General features: G+C 74.8%; 21 protein-coding genes. 10 read left to right on the top strand and 11 right to left on the bottom strand.

The window, feature by feature from the left end; genetic code table 11:
• Positions 1-132: 132 nt before the first annotated feature.
• On the top strand, positions 133-1167 hold the full coding sequence (locus tag GGQ55_RS09695; protein ID WP_218859227.1) for an SPFH domain-containing protein: 1035 nt from the start codon (positions 133-135) through the stop codon (positions 1165-1167).
• 45 nt (positions 1168-1212) lie between these two features.
• On the opposite strand, the gene egtE is transcribed toward GGQ55_RS09695, so the two are convergent.
• From egtE to GGQ55_RS09710, 3 genes are read right to left on the bottom strand one after another with little or no spacing between them, the layout of a single operon-like run.
• The gene (gene egtE, locus GGQ55_RS09700) at positions 1213-2331 is read right to left on the bottom strand and encodes an ergothioneine biosynthesis PLP-dependent enzyme EgtE (RefSeq protein ID WP_179716266.1); all 1119 of its coding nucleotides are present in this window, start codon (positions 2329-2331) and stop codon (positions 1213-1215) included.
• 10 nt (positions 2332-2341) lie between these two features.
• A complete protein-coding gene (locus GGQ55_RS28305) occupies positions 2342-2578 on the bottom strand; it encodes a hypothetical protein (protein WP_179716267.1) in 237 nt (78 codons plus the stop codon).
• Positions 2559-3116: an RNA polymerase sigma factor gene (locus tag GGQ55_RS09710; protein WP_179716268.1), complete on the bottom strand. Its 558-nt coding sequence runs from the start codon at positions 3114-3116 to the stop codon at positions 2559-2561. The genes GGQ55_RS28305 and GGQ55_RS09710 overlap by 20 nt, the downstream gene beginning before the upstream one ends.
• A gap of 90 nt (positions 3117-3206) precedes the next feature.
• Here GGQ55_RS09710 and GGQ55_RS28310 point away from each other — a divergent pair, with 90 nt between their 5' ends.
• Positions 3207-4031: a M15 family metallopeptidase gene (locus tag GGQ55_RS28310; protein ID WP_179716269.1), complete on the top strand. Its 825-nt coding sequence runs from the start codon at positions 3207-3209 to the stop codon at positions 4029-4031.
• On the opposite strand, the gene egtD is transcribed toward GGQ55_RS28310, so the two are convergent.
• Genes egtD through egtA form a run of 4 tightly spaced genes read right to left on the bottom strand, consistent with a single transcriptional unit; the run spans position 4019 to position 8206 of the window.
• Entirely contained in the window at positions 4019-4981 is a 963-nt protein-coding gene (gene egtD, locus GGQ55_RS09720) for an L-histidine N(alpha)-methyltransferase (RefSeq protein ID WP_179716270.1), read from the bottom strand. The genes GGQ55_RS28310 and egtD overlap by 13 nt on opposite strands.
• Complete coding sequence (gene egtC, locus GGQ55_RS09725) at positions 4972-5667, bottom strand: ergothioneine biosynthesis protein EgtC (RefSeq protein WP_179716271.1); 696 nt, start codon at positions 5665-5667, stop codon at positions 4972-4974. The genes egtD and egtC overlap by 10 nt, the downstream gene beginning before the upstream one ends.
• 2 nt (positions 5668-5669) lie before the next feature.
• Positions 5670-6944, bottom strand: coding sequence for an ergothioneine biosynthesis protein EgtB (egtB, locus tag GGQ55_RS09730; RefSeq protein ID WP_179716272.1), 1275 nt, complete (start codon positions 6942-6944; stop codon positions 5670-5672).
• Positions 6941-8206, bottom strand: coding sequence for an ergothioneine biosynthesis glutamate--cysteine ligase EgtA (gene egtA, locus GGQ55_RS09735; RefSeq protein ID WP_179716273.1), 1266 nt, complete (start codon positions 8204-8206; stop codon positions 6941-6943). Before egtA ends, egtB begins: the two co-directional genes overlap by 4 nt.
• 171 nt (positions 8207-8377) lie before the next feature.
• Here egtA and GGQ55_RS09740 point away from each other — a divergent pair, with 171 nt between their 5' ends.
• On the top strand, positions 8378-8827 hold the full coding sequence (locus GGQ55_RS09740) for a DUF309 domain-containing protein (RefSeq protein ID WP_366489031.1): 450 nt from the start codon (positions 8378-8380) through the stop codon (positions 8825-8827).
• Here GGQ55_RS09740 and GGQ55_RS09745 read toward each other — a convergent pair whose 3' ends face one another.
• A complete protein-coding gene (locus GGQ55_RS09745) occupies positions 8828-9754 on the bottom strand; it encodes an alpha/beta fold hydrolase (RefSeq protein WP_179716275.1) in 927 nt (308 codons plus the stop codon).
• A gap of 157 nt (positions 9755-9911) precedes the next feature.
• On the opposite strand from GGQ55_RS09745, the gene GGQ55_RS09750 reads away from it, so the two are divergent.
• A complete protein-coding gene (locus GGQ55_RS09750; RefSeq protein ID WP_179716276.1) occupies positions 9912-10715 on the top strand; it encodes a class I SAM-dependent methyltransferase in 804 nt (267 codons plus the stop codon).
• Here the strand turns inward: GGQ55_RS09750 and GGQ55_RS09755 are convergent.
• The gene (locus GGQ55_RS09755; RefSeq protein ID WP_179716277.1) at positions 10712-11599 is read right to left on the bottom strand and encodes a CPBP family intramembrane glutamic endopeptidase; all 888 of its coding nucleotides are present in this window, start codon (positions 11597-11599) and stop codon (positions 10712-10714) included. The genes GGQ55_RS09750 and GGQ55_RS09755 overlap by 4 nt on opposite strands.
• Before the next feature lie 110 nt (positions 11600-11709).
• Here GGQ55_RS09755 and GGQ55_RS09760 point away from each other — a divergent pair, with 110 nt between their 5' ends.
• From GGQ55_RS09760 to GGQ55_RS09780, 5 genes are all read left to right on the top strand, one after another.
• Positions 11710-13194: an NAD-dependent malic enzyme gene (locus GGQ55_RS09760; protein ID WP_179716278.1), complete on the top strand. Its 1485-nt coding sequence runs from the start codon at positions 11710-11712 to the stop codon at positions 13192-13194.
• 93 nt (positions 13195-13287) lie between these two features.
• Entirely contained in the window at positions 13288-14142 is an 855-nt protein-coding gene (locus GGQ55_RS09765; protein ID WP_179716279.1) for an Fpg/Nei family DNA glycosylase, read from the top strand.
• Positions 14142-14801, top strand: a complete 660-nt coding sequence (locus GGQ55_RS09770) for an HAD family hydrolase (RefSeq protein WP_179716280.1) — start codon at positions 14142-14144, stop codon at positions 14799-14801. The genes GGQ55_RS09765 and GGQ55_RS09770 overlap by 1 nt, the downstream gene beginning before the upstream one ends.
• A 101-nt stretch (positions 14802-14902) precedes the next feature.
• On the top strand, positions 14903-16345 hold the full coding sequence (locus GGQ55_RS09775; protein WP_179716281.1) for a purine-cytosine permease family protein: 1443 nt from the start codon (positions 14903-14905) through the stop codon (positions 16343-16345).
• 334 nt (positions 16346-16679) lie between these two features.
• The gene (locus GGQ55_RS09780) at positions 16680-17660 is read left to right on the top strand and encodes a LacI family DNA-binding transcriptional regulator (protein ID WP_179716282.1); all 981 of its coding nucleotides are present in this window, start codon (positions 16680-16682) and stop codon (positions 17658-17660) included.
• On the opposite strand, the gene GGQ55_RS09785 is transcribed toward GGQ55_RS09780, so the two are convergent.
• Positions 17657-18856, bottom strand: a complete 1200-nt coding sequence (locus GGQ55_RS09785) for an MBL fold metallo-hydrolase (protein ID WP_246323793.1) — start codon at positions 18854-18856, stop codon at positions 17657-17659. The genes GGQ55_RS09780 and GGQ55_RS09785 overlap by 4 nt on opposite strands.
• 95 nt (positions 18857-18951) lie before the next feature.
• On the opposite strand from GGQ55_RS09785, the gene GGQ55_RS09790 reads away from it, so the two are divergent.
• Positions 18952-19446 carry a nucleoside deaminase gene (locus GGQ55_RS09790; RefSeq protein WP_366489032.1) on the top strand — a complete coding sequence of 165 codons (495 nt, stop codon included), beginning with the start codon at positions 18952-18954 and terminating at the stop codon, positions 19444-19446.
• Between the two features lie 63 nt (positions 19447-19509).
• On the opposite strand, the gene GGQ55_RS09795 is transcribed toward GGQ55_RS09790, so the two are convergent.
• Positions 19510-21978 (bottom strand): FtsX-like permease family protein, encoded by a 2469-nt coding sequence (locus tag GGQ55_RS09795; RefSeq protein ID WP_179716284.1) that lies wholly within the window; start codon positions 21976-21978, stop codon positions 19510-19512.

Here is a 21978-nt window from a genome sequence, read left to right on the forward strand (position 1 = left end):
CCCGTCGCTGACCGGGACTTTGTCGGCAAGACGGCACGCCCCGGCAGGTGATCCGCCTCGCCGATCACGTCCTCGGCACGATCTGGCGCGGGGCGGTTGCGCGGGGTTTTCGGACCGTAGAGTCCGCTTCTCGTGAGCACCCGTCCGCGCCAGGAGAAGCCGATGTCCGATCCCTCGCCCGTCGGCCTCCCGTCCCGACGTCCCGGGCGCGGCCGGCGCAGGCTGATCGGGGCGGTTGCCGTGCTCGTGGTGGTCCTCGGCGCGGTCGTCCCGGGCGTCGCGCTCGCCGCCGGGTTCACCAAGGCCGACGGCGGGCACGTCATCGTCGTCCGCAACGGCGGGCCGTTCGACGACAACAGCATCCGGCAGGTCATCCAGCCGAACTCGGGTCTCACCGCCACGGGGCTGTTCTCGAAGTCGCACCCGTACCCCTCGACCCAGCGGAACTTCAAGGTCAGCGGGGCGAAGAACGCCGACTCCAACGAGGTCATCAACGTCCCCACCAAGGACGGCGTCCTGGTCGGGGTCGAGGGCACCTTCTACTTCGACGTGAACTACGCCGACGAGAAGGTGATGCGCGACTTCGACGACAAGTACGGGACGCGCACCTACCCCGATACGGACGGCTCGGCGACCTACGCCTGGGACGGCGACGACGGCTGGAGCGCCTTCCTCGAGTTCACGCTCGGCAACCTGGTGCAGAACGTGCTGCGCCAGGAGATCGGCAACGTGGAGTGCGCGGACCTGGTGGCCTCCTGCTCGCTGGCCGCCAACTCCAGCGCCCAGGCCGCGGCGATCGACCCCAACGCCAACGGCAACCTGACCATCAACCAGGTGCAGGACGCGGTCAACAAGGCGTTCACCAGCGACGTGGACACCGTGCTGGGCGTGCCGATCCTGGTGCACCCGCGGTTCGTGCTGAGCAAGGTCGACCTGCCGCAGAACGTCCAGGAGGCGATCAACCAGGCGCAGGCCGCCTTCGCCGGGGTGACCGAGTCGCAGGCCGCGCTGCAGCGGGCGCAGGTCGACGCGCAGGCCGACGCCGCCCGGCAGAGCGGCTACGACGCCTGCCCCACCTGTGCGCAGATCGACATCCTCAAGTCGCTGCCGTCGGGGCTGACCACCTACGCGCCAGGAGCCGGCTTCGCCGTCACCGGCAACCCGTGAGGTTTCGCGCGCTTGACCGCGCGCGGTCAAGCGCGCGAAACCACATCAGAGGGCGGCGGCGAGGGCCTCGAGGTCCTCGATCGTGGCGTCGAGGTGCGGCGAGATCCGCAGCACCGGGCCGGTCATCTCCCCGGGCGCGCGCTCCGGCCCGATCGCCGTCGTGACGATGCCGTGCTCGCTCAGCAGCCGCGTGCGGGTGGCGACGACGTCGGCGCCCTCCGGTGGCCGCAGCGTGGTGATCGCGGTCGGCTCGTCCACCGGTTCGACCACCGACCAGCCGGCCACGCCGTCGGTGAGCTGCCGCGTGGCGCGGCCGACCGCGGCCAGCCGGGCGCGGACCAGGTGCGGCCCCGCGGCCAGGTGCTCGCCGACCGCCACGACCAGCCCGACCCGGCCGGCGACGTGCGCCTCCCCGGACTCGAAGGCCCGCAGCGGCGGCACGCCCTCCGGCTCGGGCAGCACCGGGGTGAGCTGCGCGGCCAGGCGCGGTCGCACGCAGAGGACGCCGACCCCGCGCGGGCCGGCCAGCCACTTGCGGGACGGGAAGTAGACCGCGTCCGCGCCGACGTCGACGTCCGCGTGGCCCAGCGACTGCGCCGCGTCGATGACGAGGGGCACGCCGGACTCACGGCAGAGGAACGCCACCTCCGCGGCCGGCTGCAGCACGCCGCGGTGGCTGCCCACGTGCGTGAGGTGCACGAAGGCCGGCGGGTCGTCGTCCAGCAGCCGTTCGAGGGCGTCGAGGTCGACCCGGCCGAGGCCGTCGGCCGGCATCGGCTCCGGCTGGAGGCCGAAGGCCCGCAGCTGGGCGACGTTCGGCGCGTACTCGCCGGGCAGGCACAGCACCCGGCTGCCGGCCGGCAGCCGCCATCCGGTCAGCAGCGCGGCGAGGGCGGCCTGCGCCGACTCCACGAACGCGACGTCGGCCGCGGCCATGCCGACCAGCCCGCCGAGCACCGAGCGGCCCTGCTGCAGCAGGTCGTCGGCCGCGGCCTCGGCGACGTAGCCGCCCAGCTCCGCCTCGTGCCGGGCGTGGTGGGCGACGGCATCCAGCGTGCGCGAGCTCTGCCGGCTGCACGCCGCGCTGTCCAGGTGCCGTCCGGCGGGACGGGGGCGGACGGCACGCCAGGACGATCCGACGTCCTCGTGGGGAAGGAGAGGCACCCCCCGAACGCTAGGCGACGCCGCCCGGCGTCCTCGACGACCACGCCACGAGCCCCGCCCACGCGGCGAACAGCCAGCGGGGACGGCGGCCCCGCGGCGGCGGCGCCGGCGCGGGCGGCTCCGGGGCGGGCAGCAGCGGGGAGGCGACGATCTCCGGACGCGGTCGGGCGGTGACACCGGTCCGCGCGGCGATCGCGTCCCAGACCGACGGCGGCGGGGGAACGGGCTCAGGCGTGCGCGGCGGCACCGTCCACCTCCAACCGGGTCCTCAGGCGCTCCAGTGTGCGCCTGATGTGCGATTTCACCGTCCCCAGCGGCAGTCCGGTGCGGGCGGCGATCTGGGCGTGGGTGAGATCGGCGTAGAACGCCAGTTCCAGGATGCCGCGCTGCGGCTGCCCGAGGCGGTCCAGCTCGTCGCGCAGCAGCACCCGGTCGGCGACGGCGCCGTCCAGCGGCGCGGGCGGCGGCAGGGCGTCGGCCGCGGCCGCCTGGAGCAGCCGCCGCTGGCGGTCCAGCCGCGCCCACGTGTCGGCGATCTTGTGCCGGCAGATGCCGTGCAGCCAGGCCGGCAGCGGCCCGCGCGCGGACGAGTAGCCGGCGCGGCCGGTCCACGCCGCGACGAAGGTCTGCTGGGTGACGTCCTCGGCGTCCGGCCCGGGACCGAAGGCGCGCACCGCCAGCCCGTGCACCTGGCCCGCCCACCGCTCGTACGCCCAGGCCAGCGCCTGCTCGTCACCGGCGGCGAACCGCCGGGCCACCTCGTCGTCGTCCGGCTCGAAGGCCATGGGTTGCACGCTACCGAGTGGCGGGCGATCCAGCGCGCCGGAGCCGCGTCGCTGCTTTCCCGGCGGCGGGGGATCGGGAAGGGTGAGCGGGTGCCCTCCCGTCGCCGCTGGCTCGTGGCCGTCGGCGCCGTCGTCCTGCTCCTGCTGGCCGGCGGCGCGGTCGCGCTCGTGGTCGGCCTGGGACCGACCGGCACGCACAGCCAGGCCGCCGACCCCCCGCCGCCGACGACGGCCGATCCGACCACGGCCGATCCGACCACGGCCGATCCGACCACGGCCGCGCCGACCACCACCGCGCTGCCCTCGCCGACCGGGCCGCCGCCGTTCGACCGCACGCAGAACTCGATCGACGAGGCGAACAGCATCTGGGTGGTGGTGGACAAGCTCCGGCCGCTGAACCCGATCGACTACGCCCCGGCCGACCTGGTCGACGTCGGCAACGGGCACCAGATGCGGGCCGAGGCCGCCGCGGCCCTGCACCAGATGTTCGCCGACGCCGCCGCGCAGGGCCTGCGGCTGGACGTGGACAGCGCCTACCGCTCCTACGTCTACCAGCAGAACACCTTCGCCTCCGGCGTCGCCCGGCTCGGCGAGGCGCAGGCGCTGCGCGGCATCGCGAAGCCCGGGTACAGCGAGCACCAGACCGGGCTCGCGGCCGACATCGGGGGCGGCGGCTGCGAGATCGACCCGTGCTTCGCGACGACGCCCCAGGGGCAGTGGGTGGCGCAGAACGCCTACCGCTACGGCTTCGTGATCCGGTACCCGGACGGCGCTGAGGGCGTGACCGGGTACCGGTACGAGCCGTGGCACGTCCGCTACGTCGGCGTGGCGCTGGCCACCGAGATGCGCACCGAGGGCGTGCCCACGCTCGAGCAGTTCTTCGCCCTGCCGGCGGCGCCCAGCTACGCGGGCTGAGCCAGCGACAGGCCGAAGTCGCCGGCCGGGTCGGTCCACCAGTGCGTCATCGCCAGCCCCGCCGCGGCCAGCTCGCGCTCGACCCCGGCCTTCCGGAACTTGGCCGAGATCTCGGTGCGCATCTCCTCGCCCGCGGCGAACGGCACCCCCAGGTCGAGCGCCGCCACGTTGACCTGCTGGTCGCGGGCCGACCGCAGCCGCATCTCGATCCACTCGTGCTCGGCGTCCCAGAGCGCGACGTGGTCGAACGACTCGGGGTCGAAGTCGGCCTTGAGCTCGCGGTTGAGCACCAGCAGCACGTTGCGGTTGAACTCGGCCGTCACACCCTCGGCGTCGTCGTAGGCGCGGACCAGCCGGCCCGGGTCCTTGACCAGGTCGGTGCCGAGCAGGAACGAGTCGCCGGGCTGCAGCGTGGCCGCGAGGTCGGCGAGGAACGCGGCCCGCTCGGCCGGGGCGAGGTTGCCGATGGTCGAGCCGAGGAAGGCCACCATCCGCCGGCCGTCGGTCGGCAGCTCGCCGAGGTGCCGGGTGAAGTCACCGACGACGCCGTCCACCTCCAGCCCCGGGTACTCCTCGGTCAGCGCGGCGCCGGCCAGCCGCAGCACCGAGGGATCGACGTCGAAGGGCACGAACCGCCGCAGCGTGCCGGCCTCGCGCAGCGCGGTGAGCAGCAGGCGGGTCTTCTCCGACGTCCCGCTGCCGAGCTCGACGAGGACGTCGGCACCGGCCGCGGCCGCGATCTCCCCGGCCCGGGCGTCCAGGATCGAGCGCTCGGTGCGGGTCGGGTAGTACTCGGGCAGCCGGGTGATCCGGTCGAACAGCTCGCTGCCGCGCTCGTCGTAGAACCACCGCGGCGGCAGCTCCTTGGGCGTGGCGGTCAGGCCGGCGAGGGCGTCGGCCCGCAGGGCCTCGGCCGCGTCGTCGGGGCCGAGGTGGTAGGTCAGCTGCACGCGATCTCCTCCGTCGAGACGCCGTCGGGGGTGACGACGACGAGCTGCCGGTCCGGCACGTCGGTCCACGCGGGGTCGTCGTCCCACGGTTCACTGGCCAGCGCGACGCCGTCCTCGGTGGCGAGGACGGACAGGGTGTCGCCCCACGTGGTGGCCAGCAGCCGGCTGCCGTCGGTGACCAGCAGGTTCAGCCGCGCGGCGGGGTCGAGCGCGGCGACCTCCCGGACGACGTCGGCCAGTCGCTCCGGCCCCCGCTCGAACACCAGCGCGGCCAGCAGGGCGCTGTCGACCGTGGACTCCGCGGCGCGCACGGCCGGCAGCACCGCCCGGTCGACCCGGCCGTTGTGCGAGAGCAGCCACCGGCCGTCGGTGAACGGGGCGGCTGCGCTCTCCTCGATCGGCATGCCGACCGTCGCCGAGCGGACGGCGGCCAGCACGCAGCCGCTCTCGACCACCGGCGCCAGCGAGGCGAACGAGGCCTCGCCCCACAGCGGCCGGGCCGAGCGCCAGCGCGCCGGCTCGGCGCGACCCGGCACGTAGAACCCGACGCCCCAGCCGTCGGCGTTGACCGTGCCGTAGCGCTGCCGGCGCGGCGCGTAGGACTGCACCAGCAGGGACGACGGCGGCTCCAGCACGAGCGAGGCGAGGGTGCGCGGCCGGCCGAGCCAGGCGAGGTGACGGCACACGGTCAGGCGTCCCAGGCCAGGCGGAGACCGCTGAAGATCTGCCGGCGGATCGGGTGGTCCCAGTTGCGGAAGCTGGGCCGCACGATCGAGGCCCCGACCGCCCACGAGCCGCCGCGCAGGACCCGGTAGTCGCCGTTGAAGAACGGTGCGGAGTAGGTGGCGTAGAGCATCGGCCGGAAGCCGGGCCACGGCCGGAACGGCGACGACGTCCACTCCCACACGTCGCCGATCAGCTGCTCGACGCCGTACGCGGACGCACCGGCCGGATAGGCGCCGACCGCGGCCGGGCGCAGGGCGTGCCCGCCGAGGTTGGCCAGGGCGGCCGTCGGCTCGGCCGATCCCCACGGGAAGCGACGGCGCCGTCCGGCGACCGGGTCCCACGCCGCGGCCTTCTCCCACTCGACCTCGGTGGGCAGCCGCGCGCCGGCCCAGGCCGCGTACGCCTCGGCCTCGAAGAACGTCACGTGCTGCACCGGCTCGTCGGCCGGCAGCTCCTCGACGACGCCGAAGCGGGTGCGCGTGCCGTCGGGGTCCCAGAACTGCGGCCGGTCGAGCCCGGCCGACACCCGGTGCGCCCAGCCCCGCTCGGTCCACCAGGCCTGCGTCGCGTAGCCGCCGTCGGCGACGAACCGGGCGTACTCGGCGTTGGTGACCGGCACCCGGCCGATGCGGAACGACGGGACGTCGACGACGTGCGCCGGGCGCTCGTTGTCCAGCGAGAACGGCTCGTCGGCGGCGTCGACGCCGAGCACGAACTCCCCGCCGGGCACCAGCACCGACGTGCCGGCGACCCCGGGCCGGCCGGCGGGCAGCGGCGTCCCGGTGCCGAGCAGCGGCGGGCCCGACCGCAGCTGCAGCGCCTGCAGCATCGTCTCGTCGTGCTGCTGCTCGTGGCTGACCACCATGGCGAAGTCGAACGGGTCGTCGGTGTCGCCCAGGTGCTCCAGCCGGTCGAGCACCCGGCCGCGCACCTCGCCGCAGAACGCGCGGGCCTCGACCGGCGGCAGCAGCGGCAGCCGTTCGCGGACGGCGCGGGGATGGGTGAACGCGTCGTAGAGCGCCTCCACCGACGCCGGCAGCAGGCCCTGCCGGCGGCCGTCGCCGCCGCGGAGCAGCCAGAGGTCCTCCTGCTGGCCGATGTGCGCGAGGTCCCAGACCAGCGGGCTCATGAGCGCGTCGAACTGGCGCACCAGCTCGGGCTCGTCGTGGTCGGTCAGGTGCAGCGTGCGCGCTCGGGCGGTCGTGAGCTGGGCCGCCAGCTCGTCGGCGAGGGTCATCGGACGGCCTCCGATTGCTCGGTCGCGGACAGCAGGGCGGCGTAGGGGCCGCCCCGGTCGGCCGCGGTGAGGACGGCGCCGCCCGGGCTGCGGCCGTCCGCGACCAGCTCGGCCAGCGCCGTCACCTCCGGGCGCAGGACGGCCGGGACGGCGTCGACGGCGGCGGCCAGGCACCCGGCGGCGGCGCGGCGCAGCGCGGGATCGGCCAGCCCGTCGCGGGCGGCGCGGGTCCAGGCCCCGGCCACCGGTGCGCTGGCCTCGGCGGCGCGATCAGCCGCGACCGGGTCGTCGAGCAGGGTGGCGGTGACCGCGGCCAGCGCGGGCCACCACGGTTCGGGCGCGGCGTCGAGATAGCGGATCTCGAGGAAGCCCCGCGGCCGCACCGGCGGGAAGAGCGTGGTCAGGTGGTAGTCGAGGTCGGCGCGGGTCGGCCGGCGGCCGAGGTCGGCCTCGCCGGTCAGCCAGTCGGCGAAGGCGGCGCGGGAGCGCACGGGGACGGCGCCGCCGTCGTCGTCCCGGACGAGCATGACCGGCGCGGACAGCGCGTACGCCGCCCACTCGCCGGCCGGGTCGGCCCCGCCGAGCAGCGGCCCGCAGCGGGCCTGGTCGAGGTCGCCCCAGATCCGCTGCCGGGACGACCGCCAGCCGGTCGACCGTCCGGACAGCAGCGGCGAGCAGGCCGAGACCGCGATGAGCACCGGGCCGAGCTGGTGGGCGAGGGCGACGCGGGCCGGCCAGCCCTCCGGCGGGCCGGCGTCCAGGTTGACCTGCAGCGACGCGGTCGACGTCATCATCGCCAGCCCGGCGGCGCGGCAGCCGACGGCGGTGAAGTGCTCCTCCATCGCCGCGTACCGCGCGCCGGGGTGCACCCGGGTCGGTGGCCGCAGCGGATCGGTGCCGAGCAGCGCCAGCCCGAGCCCGTCGTCCGCCAGCGCGTCGGCGAGGACCCGGCGGTCGGCGCGCAGCGCCGCGACCGCGGCCGCGACCCCGGTCAGCGGCGGCCCGGAGAGCTCGACCTGACCGCCGGGCTCGAGGGTGACCCGGCTGCTCCCGGGCAGCGGACCCAGCCCGTCGAGGACGGCGCGGATCCGCGGCCAGGTCACCCGGCGACCGGGACCGGCGAGGTCGACGAGGTGCCCTTCCAGCTCGAGGCCGACCGTGCCGATCGGGCCGGGGCGCAGGGCGGTGGCGGTGACGGCGTCGACGGCCTCGTCGAGCGCGGAGCGCAGCGGGAAGACAGAGGTGCTCGGAACGGGGGCCACGGGGCCCCACCCCCTCCAGGTCCGGACCGGTCAGACGTCGACCGCGGGTCGGTGCGGGGGCGGCCCTTGCGTGGAGCCGTCCTCGGCTAGCCATCCTCCACCGCCCTGGGATCAGATCAACCCCTACCGACGGAAACGATGGCTGAACAGCGTTCGCGAGAGGATGCCGACGTGGATGCATCGGCCGACCGTGACCGCGACGCTGCGGGCCGTGCGCGCAACGCCCGTCCGCGGGACGCGCTCGGCCGGCCGCTGCCCTACGGCGCGGCCGGCGAGGAGCGCGCGCCGGAGGGCGTCGTCCGGACCCCGGAGAACGCGCTGGCCGAGGCGCAGGCGCTGCTGGACGCCGGCCGGCCGTTCCACGCGCACGAGGTGCTCGAGGACGCGTGGAAGAGCGCGCCCGAGGAGGAGCGGCAGCTGTGGCGCGGCCTGGCGCAGGTCGCCGTCGGGCTCACCCACGCCGCGCGGGGCAACGCCACCGGCGCGGCCGCGCTGATCCAGCGGGGGACGGCGAACCTCGCCCCCTACGCGGCCGACCCGCCGCACGGCGTCGCCGTCGACGACCTCGTGCGCTGGGCGGCGGACGGCAGCACCGGACCGCTCCCGCGGTTGACCGGCTGATCAGCCGGCGGTGGCCCGCGCCCAGACGTGGTCGATCATCGCCAGCGCCGACTCCGGCCGCGACGCGTAGATCGCGTGCCCGGCACCGGGCACCCGGGCGAAACTGCCGCCCGCACCGACGTGCGCGAGATCCACCATGGTGAGCTCGAGCTGCGCGATCAGCTGCCCGCACCGCGGTTCGGCCTGCAGCGACGGCGGCAGCTCGCCGCAGGCCTCGTCGAACACCACCGCATAGGGCAGCTCGGCCGGGAGCGGATCGGTGAGCAGGCTCTCGTCGGCGGTGGTGTCGACGCCCTCCGCGTTGCCGCCCGTGAAGGAGGGCAGCTCGTAGGCGGCCACCTCCTCCTCGGTCTCGACGGTGCGGGCCCGCGCCAGCCAGGTCTGGAACGGCGGGCTCGGGTTCATCGCGACGAATCCGGCGAGCAGGTCGGGCCGGGTCTGGCTCTCCCGCATGACCAGCTCGCCGCCGAACGACTGCCCCACGAGGAAGAACGGCGCCGCGGCGCCCTGCTCGGCCACCTGGTCCAGCAGCGCGAGGGCGTCGGAGACGACCTCGGCGACCGGTCGGGGGGAGCTCTCGGGCGGGTCGCTGTTCCCCGTGCCGGCCCGGTCGTAGGTGCAGACGACGGTCCGCGGCGCGAGGTGGTCCTCCACGACCTGCAGCTCGTCCCGCGGGGCGCCCATGCCCACCTCGAGCAGGACGGTGGGTTCGCCCGAGTTCAGCCCGGTGCAGCGCCCGGCGATCTCCCGGCCGTCGACCTCCGCGACCACGTCCATGCTCCCGGTCCGGCCGGCGGGCCAGATCGTCGCCAGCGCGCTGGATGCGGCGGCCTCCTCTGTGGGCAGACCCAGGTCGCAGCCGGCCAGCACCACCGCCAGCAGCGCCGGGCCGGCGAGGACGACGGGTGTGCGGCCTGGGCGGGACATCGCGGCCTCCGACGAGTGGCTTCGTGCGGTGCGCCGCACTGTCCCGCGTGTCCTCCGGCCGGGCCCAGGGTCGTGCGTCCTGTTCGGGGGCGACCGTCCCAGCGGTGGGGGACGCGGTCGGGTTGGCCTCCTAAGTGACGCGGAGCACACTGCGCACATGACGTCCCCGGCCACCGCCCCCGGCGCCGAGCGGACCCGCGAGCTGTGGTCGGCCGGCGACTACCAGCGCGTCGGCGTCCGGCTGGTGCCCGCCAGCGAGCAGCTCGTCGCCGACCTGCAGGTCCGCCCCGGGGAACGGTTGCTCGACATCGGCGGCGGCACCGGCAACACCGCGCTGGCCGCGGCCCGCCGCGACGCCGACGTCGTCTGCACCGACATCGTCCCCGAGATGCTCGACTACGCCCGACAGCGGGCCGAGCTGGAGGGCCTGTCGTTCGCGACCGAGATCGCCGACGCGCAGGCGCTGCCCTACGACGACGGCAGCTTCGACGTCGTCACCTCGACGATCGGCGTGGTCTTCGCCGCCGACGCCGAGAAGGCCGCCGCGGAGATCGTGCGGGTGCTGCGCCCGGGAGGCCGGTTCGGGCTCACCGCCTGGGTGCCCGAAGCACCCGGCGGCAAGCTCCTGCAGCTGGTCCGCCAGCACGATCCCCGCGACCACCCGGGCGACCCGCTGCGCTGGGGCACCCGCGACGGCGTCGAGCAGCTCTTCGCCCGCCGTGGCGTGACGCTGCGCTACGCCGAGCGGGCGACCGACTTCACCGCACCGTCACCGGAGGTGCAGTGGGAGCGCTACGTCGACTGGTACGCCCCGGTGCGGGTGGCGTGGGAGCGGCTCGACGAGGGCGGCCGGCAGGCCTTCCACGACGAGTTCGTCGCGATGTGGGGCAGCTACAGCCGCGGGCACCCCGGGATCCTCGTGCCGAACACCTACCTGCAGGTCATCGGCACGAAGAGTTAGCCCGCCACCGTCCCGCCCTTCGCGCCCCTGGCCAGCGGGAAGAACCGCAGGAAGACGGTTGCGCTGACCAGCATGACCGCCCCGTAGACGAGACCGGTCTCGGTGGCGAACCAGTTCGTCCGCCCGGTGTCGGCGGTCAGCGGCTCGAGGACGTGGTACATCACCGCGTTGCCGACCGCGTGGGCCAGCACGCCCGGCCACAGCCCCCAGCGCAGCTGCATGCTGGCCAGGACCGCGCCGTAGGCCGTCGTCCCGACCGTGAACCACAGCAGCGCCCACCACGTCGCGACGCCGGTCGGCGTCCCACCGAGCAGCAGGATCAGCGGCCAGTGGAACGCCGACCAGACCAGGCCGCTGGTCAGGACGACGGTGCGCGGTCCGGCGACCTCGGCGAGCCGGGTCACCAGCAGGCCGCGCCAGCCGACGTCCTCACCGATCGCGAGCAGCACGTAGGGCAGCGCCAGCACGGTCAGCCCGAGCGGGACCATGACGTCGAGGCCCGCCGTCCGGAAGCCGCCGGCGCCGGTGACCCAGACGATCGCGCCGGCCGCCAGCGTCGTCCCCAGCGACCAGGCCCAGGCGGTGCCGAGGCTGCGCCACGACGTACGGCGGAAACCCCAGCCGTTGCGTCGCAGCGTGCCCGTGGTGACCAGCCGCGCGACGACCGCGGCGAGGAGCGGGATCAGCGCCTGGCCGTAGAGCGCGGCCTGGGCGCCGGGCGGCGCGCTGTCGACGTGGCGGACGTCGGCGTGCTGGGTGAGGGCGATCGTGGTGGTCGTCGCGCTGAGCGCGACGACGACGCCGAGGAAGACGCCGATCTCGGTCCAGGGGGAGGAGCGGCGGGTCTGCGCCGGCGCGGGTGCCGGCATCACGGATGTGGTCATGGTCGGAACCGTGGGCCAGGCTGCTTGCCGGTGACTTACCGCTCACTTCCGGGCCGCACCCGCCCCGCGCGGCATCGGGCGGCGACCGGGGTGGGACCATGAGGGACGCCATGAGCACCGACACCTCTGCGAACGTCACCGCCCTGGGTGAGCCCGCGACGCCGCCGCGCGGCCCGGTCACCTCGGCGTCCTACTCGATCACCGTGCGGCTCACCGCCGACGGCGACCCGGCCAGCATCGGCCGCATCGCCACCGCCGTGGGGTCCGCCGGCGGCGCGGTCACCGCCATCGACGTAGTAGACAGCCGCCCCGACGGGCTCACCGTCGACGTGACGTGCTCGGCCGCCGACGCCGCCCACTCCGAGGAGATGGTGCAGGCGCTGCGGGACCTGCCCGGGGTCAAGGTCCGCAAGGTCAGCGACCGGACCTTCCTGCTGCACCTCGGGGGCAAGCTGGAGATCGCCTCCCGGGTGCCGCTGAAGACCCGCGACGACCTGTCGATGGCCTACACGCCGGGCGTCGCCCGGGTCTGCATGGCGCTGGCCGAGCACCCGGAGGACGTGCGCCGGCTGACCATCAAGGGCAACACCGTCGCCGTCGTCACCGACGGCTCGGCCGTGCTGGGCCTGGGCAACATCGGCCCGGGCGCCGCGATGCCGGTGATGGAGGGCAAGGCCGCGCTGTTCAAGCGGTTCGCCGACATCGACGCCTGGCCGATCTGCCTGGACACCCAGGACGTCGACGAGATCGTGCGCACCGTGGAGCTGATCGCCCCCGGCTTCGGCGGCATCAACCTCGAGGACATCGCCGCTCCGCGCTGCTTCGAGATCGAGGCGCGGCTCCGCGAGAAGCTCGACATCCCCGTCTTCCACGACGACCAGCACGGCACCGCGATCGTGGCGCTGGCCGCCCTGCGCAACGCGCTGCGGGTGGTCGACAAGGAGCTCGGCGAGGTCAAGGTCGTCGTCGCCGGCGGCGGCGCGGCCGGGACGGCGATCGTCTCGCTGCTGCTGGAGGCCGGCGTCGGCTCGGTGCTCGTCTGGGACCGGGAGGGCATCCTCTCGCCGGACGACGAGCGGCTCTCCGGCGCCAAGCTGGAGCTGGCCCGCCGCACCAACCCGGCGGGCGAGCGCGGCGAGCTGCCGCAGGCGCTGACCGGCGCCGACGTCTTCATCGGGGTCAGCGCGGGCAACATCCTGCCGGTCGAGGCGCTGGCGAACATGAACGAGCGCGCCGTCGTCTTCCCGATGGCCAACCCGACGCCGGAGGTCGACCCGGTGCGGGCGCGGCAGTACGCCGCCGTCGTCGCCTCGGGCCGCTCGGACCTGCCGAACCAGATCAACAACGTGCTGGCCTTCCCCGGCGTCTTCCGCGGTCTGCTCGACGCGCGGGCGACGGAGATCAGCACCGGGATGCTGCTCGCGGCGGCCGACGCGCTGGCCGCCGTCGTCCGCGACGACCAGCTCAACGCCAACTACATCATCCCGAGCGTGTTCGACCCGGCCGCGACCGAGGCGGTCGCGCACGCCGTCGCCGACCAGGCCCGGCACGAGCCCGGCGCCACCGCCGAGGTCACCGACCGCACCAGCTTCTGAGGTGGTTTCGCGCGCTTAACCGCGCGCGGTTAAGCGCGCGAAACCACCCGTCGGGGGACGGCGGGGCCGCGCTGCGGCGTGGATCATGGGCGGGTGCCCGAGTTGCCCGAGGTGGAGGCGCTGACGGCGTTCCTCCAGGAGAACGCCGTCGGCCACGTCGTCACGCGGGTCGACCTGGCCGCCGTCCAGGCGATCAAGACCTTCGACCCGCCGCTGTCCGCACTCGGCGGACTGGAGATCACCGGTGTCAGCCGGCACGGCAAGTTCCTCGACCTCGACGTCTCCGGCCTGCACCTGGTTGTGCACCTGGCGCGCGCCGGCTGGCTGCACTGGCGCACCGGCCTACCGCCCGCCCCGCCCAAGCCGGGCAGAGGCCCGCTCGCGCTGCGCGTCCACCTGGACGACGGCAACGGCTTCGACCTCACCGAGCAGGGCACCCGCAAGAGCCTCGCCGTCTACCTGGTGCACGACCCCGCCCAGGTGCCCGGCGTCGCACGGCTCGGCCCCGACGCGCTGCAGGTGTCCTTCGAGGACTTCGCGCTGCTGCTCACGAGCCGGTCGGGCCAGCTCAAGGGCGCGCTGACCGACCAGACGCTGCTCGCCGGCATCGGCAACGCCTACTCCGACGAGATCCTGCACACCGCGCGGCTCTCGCCGTTCAAGATGGCCGACAAGCTCAACGAGGACGAGCTGATCCGCCTCTACGACGCGATGCGCGCCGAGCTCACCGAGGCCCTCGGCCGCCAGCTCGGCCAGAAGGCGGCCACGATGAAGGGCGAGAAGCGCTCCGGGCTGCAGGTGCACAACCGCACCGGCCTGCCCTGCCCGGTCTGCGGCGACACCGTCCGCGAGGTCAGCTTCGCCGACACCTCGCTGCAGTACTGCCCGACGTGCCAGACCGGCGGCAAGCCGCTGGCCGACCGGCGCCTCTCGAAGCTGCTCCGCTAGTGCTGGTCACGTTCGACCTGTTCAGCGCGCTGATCGACTCGCGCAGCGGGGGCAGCGCCGCGTTCGGCCAGATCGCCGCCGCCCACGGCTGGGACGCCGACCCCGCGGACCTCTACGACCGCTGGGACGCGGCGAACAAGGCCTCCCAGCGCGACGAGACCGAGTGGGTGCCGTTCACCGAGCACAGCCGACGGGCGCTGGCCGCCGTCTACACCGGTCTCGGCCTGGACGGCGACGCGGACGCCGACACCGCCGTCCTGCTCGGCTCGGTCGGCAACTGGCCGCTGTGGCCGGACGTCGAGGCCGGCCTGCCGCTGGTCGCCGAGCGGTGGCAGGTCGGCGTGCTGTCCAACGTCGACGACGTCGTCTTCGCCCGCACGCGGGTCGCGCCACTCGTCGACGACGCCGCCGTGCTCACCTCCGAGCGGCTCAAGGCCTACAAGCCCGGCCGCGCGATCTACGAGCGCGCTCGGGAGCGGGCCGGGGGCGCGCTGACCCACGTCGCCACCTCCGCGCGCGACGTCCGAGGCGCCCTCGAGGCCGGGCTGGACGTCGTCCGGCTGCGGCGACCCGGCCACGACCTGGACCCGGCCGGACCCGTGCCCGGACGGGAGATCGGGGACGTCGCCGACCTGCGCAAGGTGCTGGCCCTGCCTTGAGTTGCGGACGGCACGGTTCGTAACCATCGCGATACCTCAGCGAGCCGCGAAAGCCCTACCGTTGCCGCGCGCACTTCGCGCCACGGGAGATGGAGTTCCGCATGGCTACCAGCACACCCGAGTACCGCGCCCCTGAGTCCGAGACCGTCGTCGCCGAGGTGCGCCCCGGCGAGTACGGCACCAAGGTCATCGCGGTCGAACCCGGCGGTGCGGAGTTCGCGCCGCTGAACGAGCGCCACGGCAAGCCGGTGCACCTGCTCTGGACGTGGCTGTCGCCCAACCTCGAGTTCGCCACCGTGTTCCTCGGCGTGCTGGCCACCGGGATCATCGGGCTGACCTTCTGGCAGGCGTTCTTCGCGATCCTGCTCGGCACCGGCCTCGGCTCGTTCACCCACGGGGTGCTCTCCGGCCGCGGTCCGCGCTACGGCGTGCCGCAGATGGTGCTCTCCCGCATCGCCTTCGGCTGGTTCGGCAACGTCCTGCCGGCCGGCCTGAACGCGATCATCGCGGGCATCGGCTGGTTCGCGGTCAACAGCGTGAGCGGGGCCTTGGCCCTGAACGCGCTGACCACGCTGCCGAAGTGGCTCTGCCTGCTCGTCGTGGTCGCCTTCCAGGTCGTGATCGCGTTCTACGGGCACAACCTCGTACAGACCTTCGAGCGCTATGCGGCGCCCGTACTCGCGGTCATCTTCGCGATCGCCTGCATCATGACCTTCACCAAGGCCGACTTCGGCTCGACGGCGCACGCGTCCGGCGCCGGCATCGGCGGCTTCCTGGTCATCGTCGGCGCCACCTTCGGCTACGCGGCGGGCTGGAACCCCTACGCGGCGGACTACACCCGCTACCTGCCCGCCGACTCCTCGCCGGTGAAGACCGGTCTGTCGGCCGGTCTCGGCGTCTTCCTCTCCTGCTTCGTCCTGGAGGTGGCCGGCGCCGCCTCGGTCAGCATCGCGTTCGGTGGCAACCCGACCGAGGACTTCACGTCCTACCTCGGCACGTTCATGGGCGACCTGACCCTGCTGGCCATCGCGCTCGGCGCGGTCGCGGCCAACGCGATCAACATCTACTCGGGCGCCCTGTCGTTCACCGCGCTGGGCTTCCGCATCCCGCTGAAGACGGCGCGCGCGGTGACCGCGCTGGTGTTCGGCGTGCTGGGGCTGATCGTGGCCTTCCTGGGCCTCAACGACATCTCCAAGTACGAGAACTTCCTGCTCGTCATCAGCTACTGGATCGGCCCGTGGCTGGGCGTCTACCTCGTCGACTGGTACCTGCGCCGCGGGCACCGGGTCGACGGCTTCCTGTTCGACCGCAAGCACACGCCCTACGCCGGCTGGGTGTCGATGCTGGTCGGGATGGCGCTCTCGATCTGGCTGTTCGCCGACCAGTCGCTCTACACCGGCCTCGTCCCGTCGACGTGGCCGTCGTTCGGCGACATCGCCTTCTTCGTCGGCTTCCTCATCGCCGGCGCGCTCTACGCGGTCATCCACTCGATCGAGCGCAGCAAGGAGCCGCAGGAGGCGGTGCTCGTCACGCCGAAGGCCTGATCGCGCGCTGCCGCCCCTGGGTATCGGCCCCGCTGCAGGGTCCCGCCGCGAGCTTGCGAGCGGTGGGGGGCAGCGGGGTCCTTACTCAGTGCAGGAACTCCTCCTCCCACGGCCGGTCGCGAAGCGACATGCGCTCGTGCAACTCGGCCTGGACGGCGAAGAAGTCGCGCAACGCTCTCCACACGGACATGCCTCCAGCGTGCCGCTGACCGTGTGGGCGGGCGAGTGACAGGAATGACCGCGACCGCACCGTTCCTGCCAACCGCTGCGCTGGGAAGCGCTTCCACCCGAAAACCTGGCGGCGGTCGTCGGCCCCTCGTGGTACGACGGCCCCGTGCCGGCCGACGCACACCCCGCGGTGACCCTCGAGCACGTCGCGCGTGCCGCGGGTGTCTCCCGGGCGACCGCATCCCGCGCGCTCACCGGTGGTGGGCCGGTGTCGACGGAAACGCAGCGACAGGTACGGGCAGCGGCCCGCGCGCTGGGCTACGTCGCCGATCCCGTGGCCCGGGCCCTGGTCAGCGGGCGGGGGGCCCGGGTGGTCGTCGCCGTGGTCAGCGACTGCACCGACGTCTCCTGCTGGTACCTGGCCCGGGTGGTCACCGCCGGCGCCCAGGTGCTCACGCCCGAGGGGCTCGGCATCGGCGTCGTCCCGGTGCCGCGGCAGCGCCCGGCCGGCGTGCTCGACGCGCTCGCCCGTGACCGCACCATCGGCGGGCTCGTGCTGCTCAACACCACGCGGGAGGTGCTGGCCGAGCTGCCGCGCGGGCTGGTCGGCCGCACCGTGTCCATCGGGGTCGGGAGCGCGACCGTGCCGGCCGTCGACGTGGACGGCGCCGCGGCGGCCCGCCGGCGGGTCGAGCACCTGGTCCGCTCCGGCCGGCGGCGGATCGCGATGATCACCGGGCCGTCGTGGCTGCCCTGCACGCACCGGCCGGTGGCCGCCTACCGGGCGGCGGTGCAAGCAGCCGGGCTCCCGGTCCGCGTGGTGCCCGGCGGGTTCTGCGCGGCCGACGGTGCCGCGGGCGCCGCGACGCTGCTGGCGCGCTGGCCGGACATCGACGCGATCGTGGCCAGCTGCGACGAGGTGGCCTTCGGCGCGCTGTCGACCCTGCGCCGCTCCGGCCGCAGGGTGCCCGGTGACGTGGCGGTCGCGGGCTTCGACGACGTCCCGGCCGCGGAGCTCACCGACCTGACGACGACGACCCACCCGGTGGCCGACATCGCCACCGCGGCGGTGCGGACCGTCCTCGACGGGGTGCGCGACGAGCAGCGGTTCTTCCCGTCGGAGCTCGTCGTCCGGGCCAGCGCCTAGCGGTCCGCGGTCTCCGGGGAGTGGTGCTCGGCGTCGGACTGCGAGCCGACCGACGTCCACCAGTCCTTGAGGTCCGGCGGGTCGAGGACGTCGACCCGCCCGCCCGGCTTCGGCACGACCAGCTGCACGCCCGACCGCTCCGCCGCGACGAGCGCCCGCTGCACCGGCTCGGCCCAGCGGTGGAACGCCAGGTTGAACGTGGCCCAGTGGATCGGCAGCATCACCCGGCCGCCGAGGTCGCCGTGCGCGCGGACCGCCTCCTCGGGGTCCATGTGGATCGCGTGCCAGGCCTCGTTGTAGGCGCCGACCGGCAGGATCGTGAGGTCGAACGGGCCCAGCCGCGCGCCGATCTCGGCGAAGGCCGGGGTGTAACCGGTGTCGCCGCCGAAGAAGACCCGGTGCCGCGGGCCGGCGATCGCCCACGACGCCCACAGCGTGGTGTCGCGGGCGAAGAACCGGCCGGAGAAGTGCCGGGCCTCGGTGCAGGTGAGGGTGAGCTCGCCGACGGTCGTGCTGCCGTTCCAGTCCAGCTCGACGATCCGATCCTCGGGCACCTCCCAGGTGCGCAGGTGCACCCCGATGCCGAGCGGGACGACGAAGACCGCGCCGGAGCGCCGCAGCAGCCACTGGACGGTCGGCAGGTCGAGGTGGTCGTAGTGGTCGTGCGAGATGACGACGACGTCGACCGGCGGCAGCGCCTCGAGCGGCACCGGGTTCGGGTGCAGCCGCGTGGGCCCGAGGGTCGGGGACGGCGACACCCGCTCGCCCCAGACCGGGTCGAACAGCACCCGCTGCCCGTCGATCTCCAGCAGCGCGCTGGCGTGCCCGAACCACGTGACCGCCAGCTCGCCGGCCTGCACCGGGAACTCGTCGCGGGTCAGCGGCACCTCGGCGCCGGGGTGCCCGTTGTGCCGCTGCTCGTGCCACTGCCGCAGCAGCCCGTCGCGCGCGTTGGCCGGCTTGAGCGCCGGCGTCGGCAGCGTGTTGTGGAACTTGCCGTCGTAGTAGTGCTCGGACGCGGTCACGGTCGGGCGCAGCTGGCGCTGGCTGGCGCCGAGGGCGTTCGGCAGGCCCCACGCGGCCCGGACGACCCAGCTGACGGGCCAGGCGAGGACGGCGGCGGCGACGGCGGTGCGGCGAAGTGCAGGGGAGACCACGAGGTCCAGCATCCCAGCCCGAGCGGCAAAGGCGGTCATCTGAGGAAGGTGACTTCCTCCTCGTCAGGGGTGGTTCGATGTCGGGGCGCTGCCAGCCCACCGCGTCGCCGACCGTCACCCGGAAGGATCCAGCCGTGCCCGAGGCCCCCCTCCCCACCCTTCCGCCCGGCCTGTCCGACGAGGAGCAGGACCGCTTCTTCCTGGGTCTCGCGGTCGAGCAGGCGCGGATCGGCTGGGAGGAGGGTGGGGTCCCGATCGGCGCGGCGCTGGTCCACGACGGCCGCGTCCTCGCGGTCGGCCGCAACCGACGGGTGCAGATGGGCAGCTCGATCCGGCACGGGGAGACCGACTGCATCGAGCGGGCGGGCCGGCAGCCGGCCTCGGTGTACCGGCACAGCGTCCTCTACACCACGCTGTCGCCCTGCTACATGTGCGCCGGGACGGCCCTGCTCTACGACGTGCCGCGCATCGTCATCGGGGAGAACCGCAGCTTCCAGGCCTCCGAGGACCTGCTCCGCTCGCACGGGGTGCAGGTCGACGTCCTCGACGATCCGGAATGCATCGAGCTCATGCGGCGGATGATCGCCGAGCGGCCCGCGCTGTGGAACGAGGACATCGGCGAGGAGTGAGCGCGACGCTCGTGCCCTGCCCACGGGGCGTGGGCAGGGCACGAGCGTCCCGGGGGCAGGGGGTCAGACGGCGGCGATCGCCGCCACCGGCGCGGTGCGCGCCGCCCGGCGGGCCGGCAGCACCGAGGCCAGCAGCCCGGCCAGCGTGGCGACGGCGACGATCGCGGCCACCTGCAGCCACGGCACCGCCAGGACCACCTCGCCCAGCCCGCCGAGCACCGACGCCGCGCCGATCAGGCCGTAGGCGCCCCCGAGGACGACGCCGAGCACCGCGGCCACGCCGGCGACCAGCACCGCCTCCCAGGCGAGCAGCCCGCGCAGCTGCCCGCGGGTGAGCCCGAGCGCCCGCAGCAGCCCGTTCTCCTGCCGCCGCTCCACCACCGACAGCGCCAGGGTGTTGCCGACGCCGATCAGCGCGATGACCACCGCGATCCCCAGCAGCCCGGTGACCACGAGCAGCAGCGTGTCGAGCACCGAGTCGATCGCGGCGCGCTCGCTGACCAGCCCGGCCACCATCGCGGTGGGCGCGGCGGTGCCGACGAGGTCGGTGACCGCGTCGACGGTCGCGGCCTGGTCGTCGTCGCTGCGGTCGGCCAGGCGCAGCCAGAGCTCGCCGATCGTCGTCCGCGGGGTCAGGCGGTGCAGGTCGGCGGCGGTGAGCAGCGGGTCGTCGACGTCGTTGCTGCCGACGACGACCACGGTGGCGTCGAGGCTGCCGTCGTCCGTGCTGAGCCGCACCTGGTCGCCGGCGTGCACCGACCAGCTGTCGGCCAGCCACTCGGGCAGCACCACTTGGCCGTCCTTCGGCAGCACCAGCTGGGTGGTCGAGCGCAGCACCGGCGCGGCGGCCGCCGGGTCGACGCCCTCCACCTGCCACTCCGAGCCGTCCGGGCCGGTGACCTGCGCGGCGGCCAGGGCGGTGCCGCTCGCGATGCCGTCCACCGCCGTGAGGTCGCCGAGCAGGCCGGCCGGCAGCGGCTCACCGGCGCGCACCAGCACGTCGGTCGGGTAGGCGGCGGCCAGGCCTGCGGTTGCGGTGGCCCGGGTCGACGCCGCGCCGACGACCATCGCCGAGGTCAGCGTCACGCCGATGAGCAGCGCGGTCGCCGTCGCCGCGGTCCGCCGGGGGTTGCGGGTGGCGTTGCCGGCCGCCAGCCTGGCCGGCACCCCGCCGAGCCGGCCGGCCAGCCGACCGGCGGCCGCGACCACCGGAGGGATGCTGCGCTGGGCGAGCAGCACGATCCCGAGGAAGCTGGCGACGCCACCGGGCAGCGCGACGAGCACGCTGTGCACGAGGACGCCGACCGCGAGCAGGCCCGCGCCGGGCAGCAGCAGGGCCAGGCCGAGCAGCAGCCGGAGCAGCCCCGGCCGGGACCGCAGCGGCGCGGCGTCCACCGGGCGCAGCGCGGCCAGCGGTGCCACGCGGGTGGCGGCGCGGGCCGGCGCCAGCGCGGCGAGCAGGGTCACCAGGGTGCCCACGGCCAGCCCGGTGAGGACGGCGTAGAGCGGCACGCTCACCCCGGCCAGCGGGATCGGCGAGTCGGTGCCCGTCAGCGCCGAGACGAGCGCGGCCAGGCCGATCCCGGCCGCGACCCCGAGCGCCGAGGAGACGAGCCCGGTGGCCAGCGCCTCGCCGAGCACGCTGCGCCGGACCTGCCGGGCGGTGGCGCCGACGCAGCGCAGCAGCGCGAGCTCCCGCGTCCGCTGCGCCAGCAGGACGGCGAAGGTGTTGGCGATGACGAGCCCCGCGACGACGACCGCCACGGTGCCGAACACGAGCAGGACGGCGGCCAGCGCGGTGGAGTTGCCGGTCAGCCCCGCGGCGGCGTGCGCGGCCTCCTCGGCGCCGGTGCGCACGGTGACCTGCTGCCCGGCCAGCGCGGCGGCGACGTCGTCGGCCACCTGCCGGTCGGAGTAGCCCGGCGCCGCGGCGATCCGCAGCTCGTCGGGCGTCGAGGCCCCCCACTCCTGCGCCTGCTGCGGCACCACCGCGCCCCGGGCGTAGAGCCCTGCGGTCGGGTCGCCGCCGAGGTCGAGGATGCCGGTGACCGTGGCCTCGCTCGTGGCTGCGTTGCCCTCGCCGTCGTAGGCGGTGATGGTGAGGACGTCGCCGACCGAGGCGCGGGCGCGGTCGCTGACCGCGATCTCACCGGGCCGGTCGGGCAGCGTGCCGGACGACAGGTGCTGCCAGCGCAGGGCGGGGTCGTCGGCGACCGTGTCGACCAGCAGGTACTGCGCGCCGGAACGGCCCGGGACGGCGGCCTGCACCTGCGTGGCCCAGGTCGGGGCGACGGCGCCGACCGAGTCGAGCCCGGTCAGCGCGGAGGGGTCGAAGGCGGACCCGTTGTCGGCCTTCACGACCGCGGCGGTGTCGACGTACTGGGCGCCGACCGCCTCGTAGATGGTGTCGCGGGAGGTCTCGTTCAGCACGAGGGTGGCGACCACGAAGCCGGTCGCGATGACGACGGCCAGGGTGGAGGCGACCAGCCGGGCGGCGTGGGTGCGCAGCTGGGCGAGGAGAACGCGTCGCAC

The organism is Petropleomorpha daqingensis (assembly GCF_013408985.1).
Classification (GTDB): Bacteria; Actinomycetota; Actinomycetes; order Mycobacteriales; family Geodermatophilaceae; genus Petropleomorpha; species Petropleomorpha daqingensis.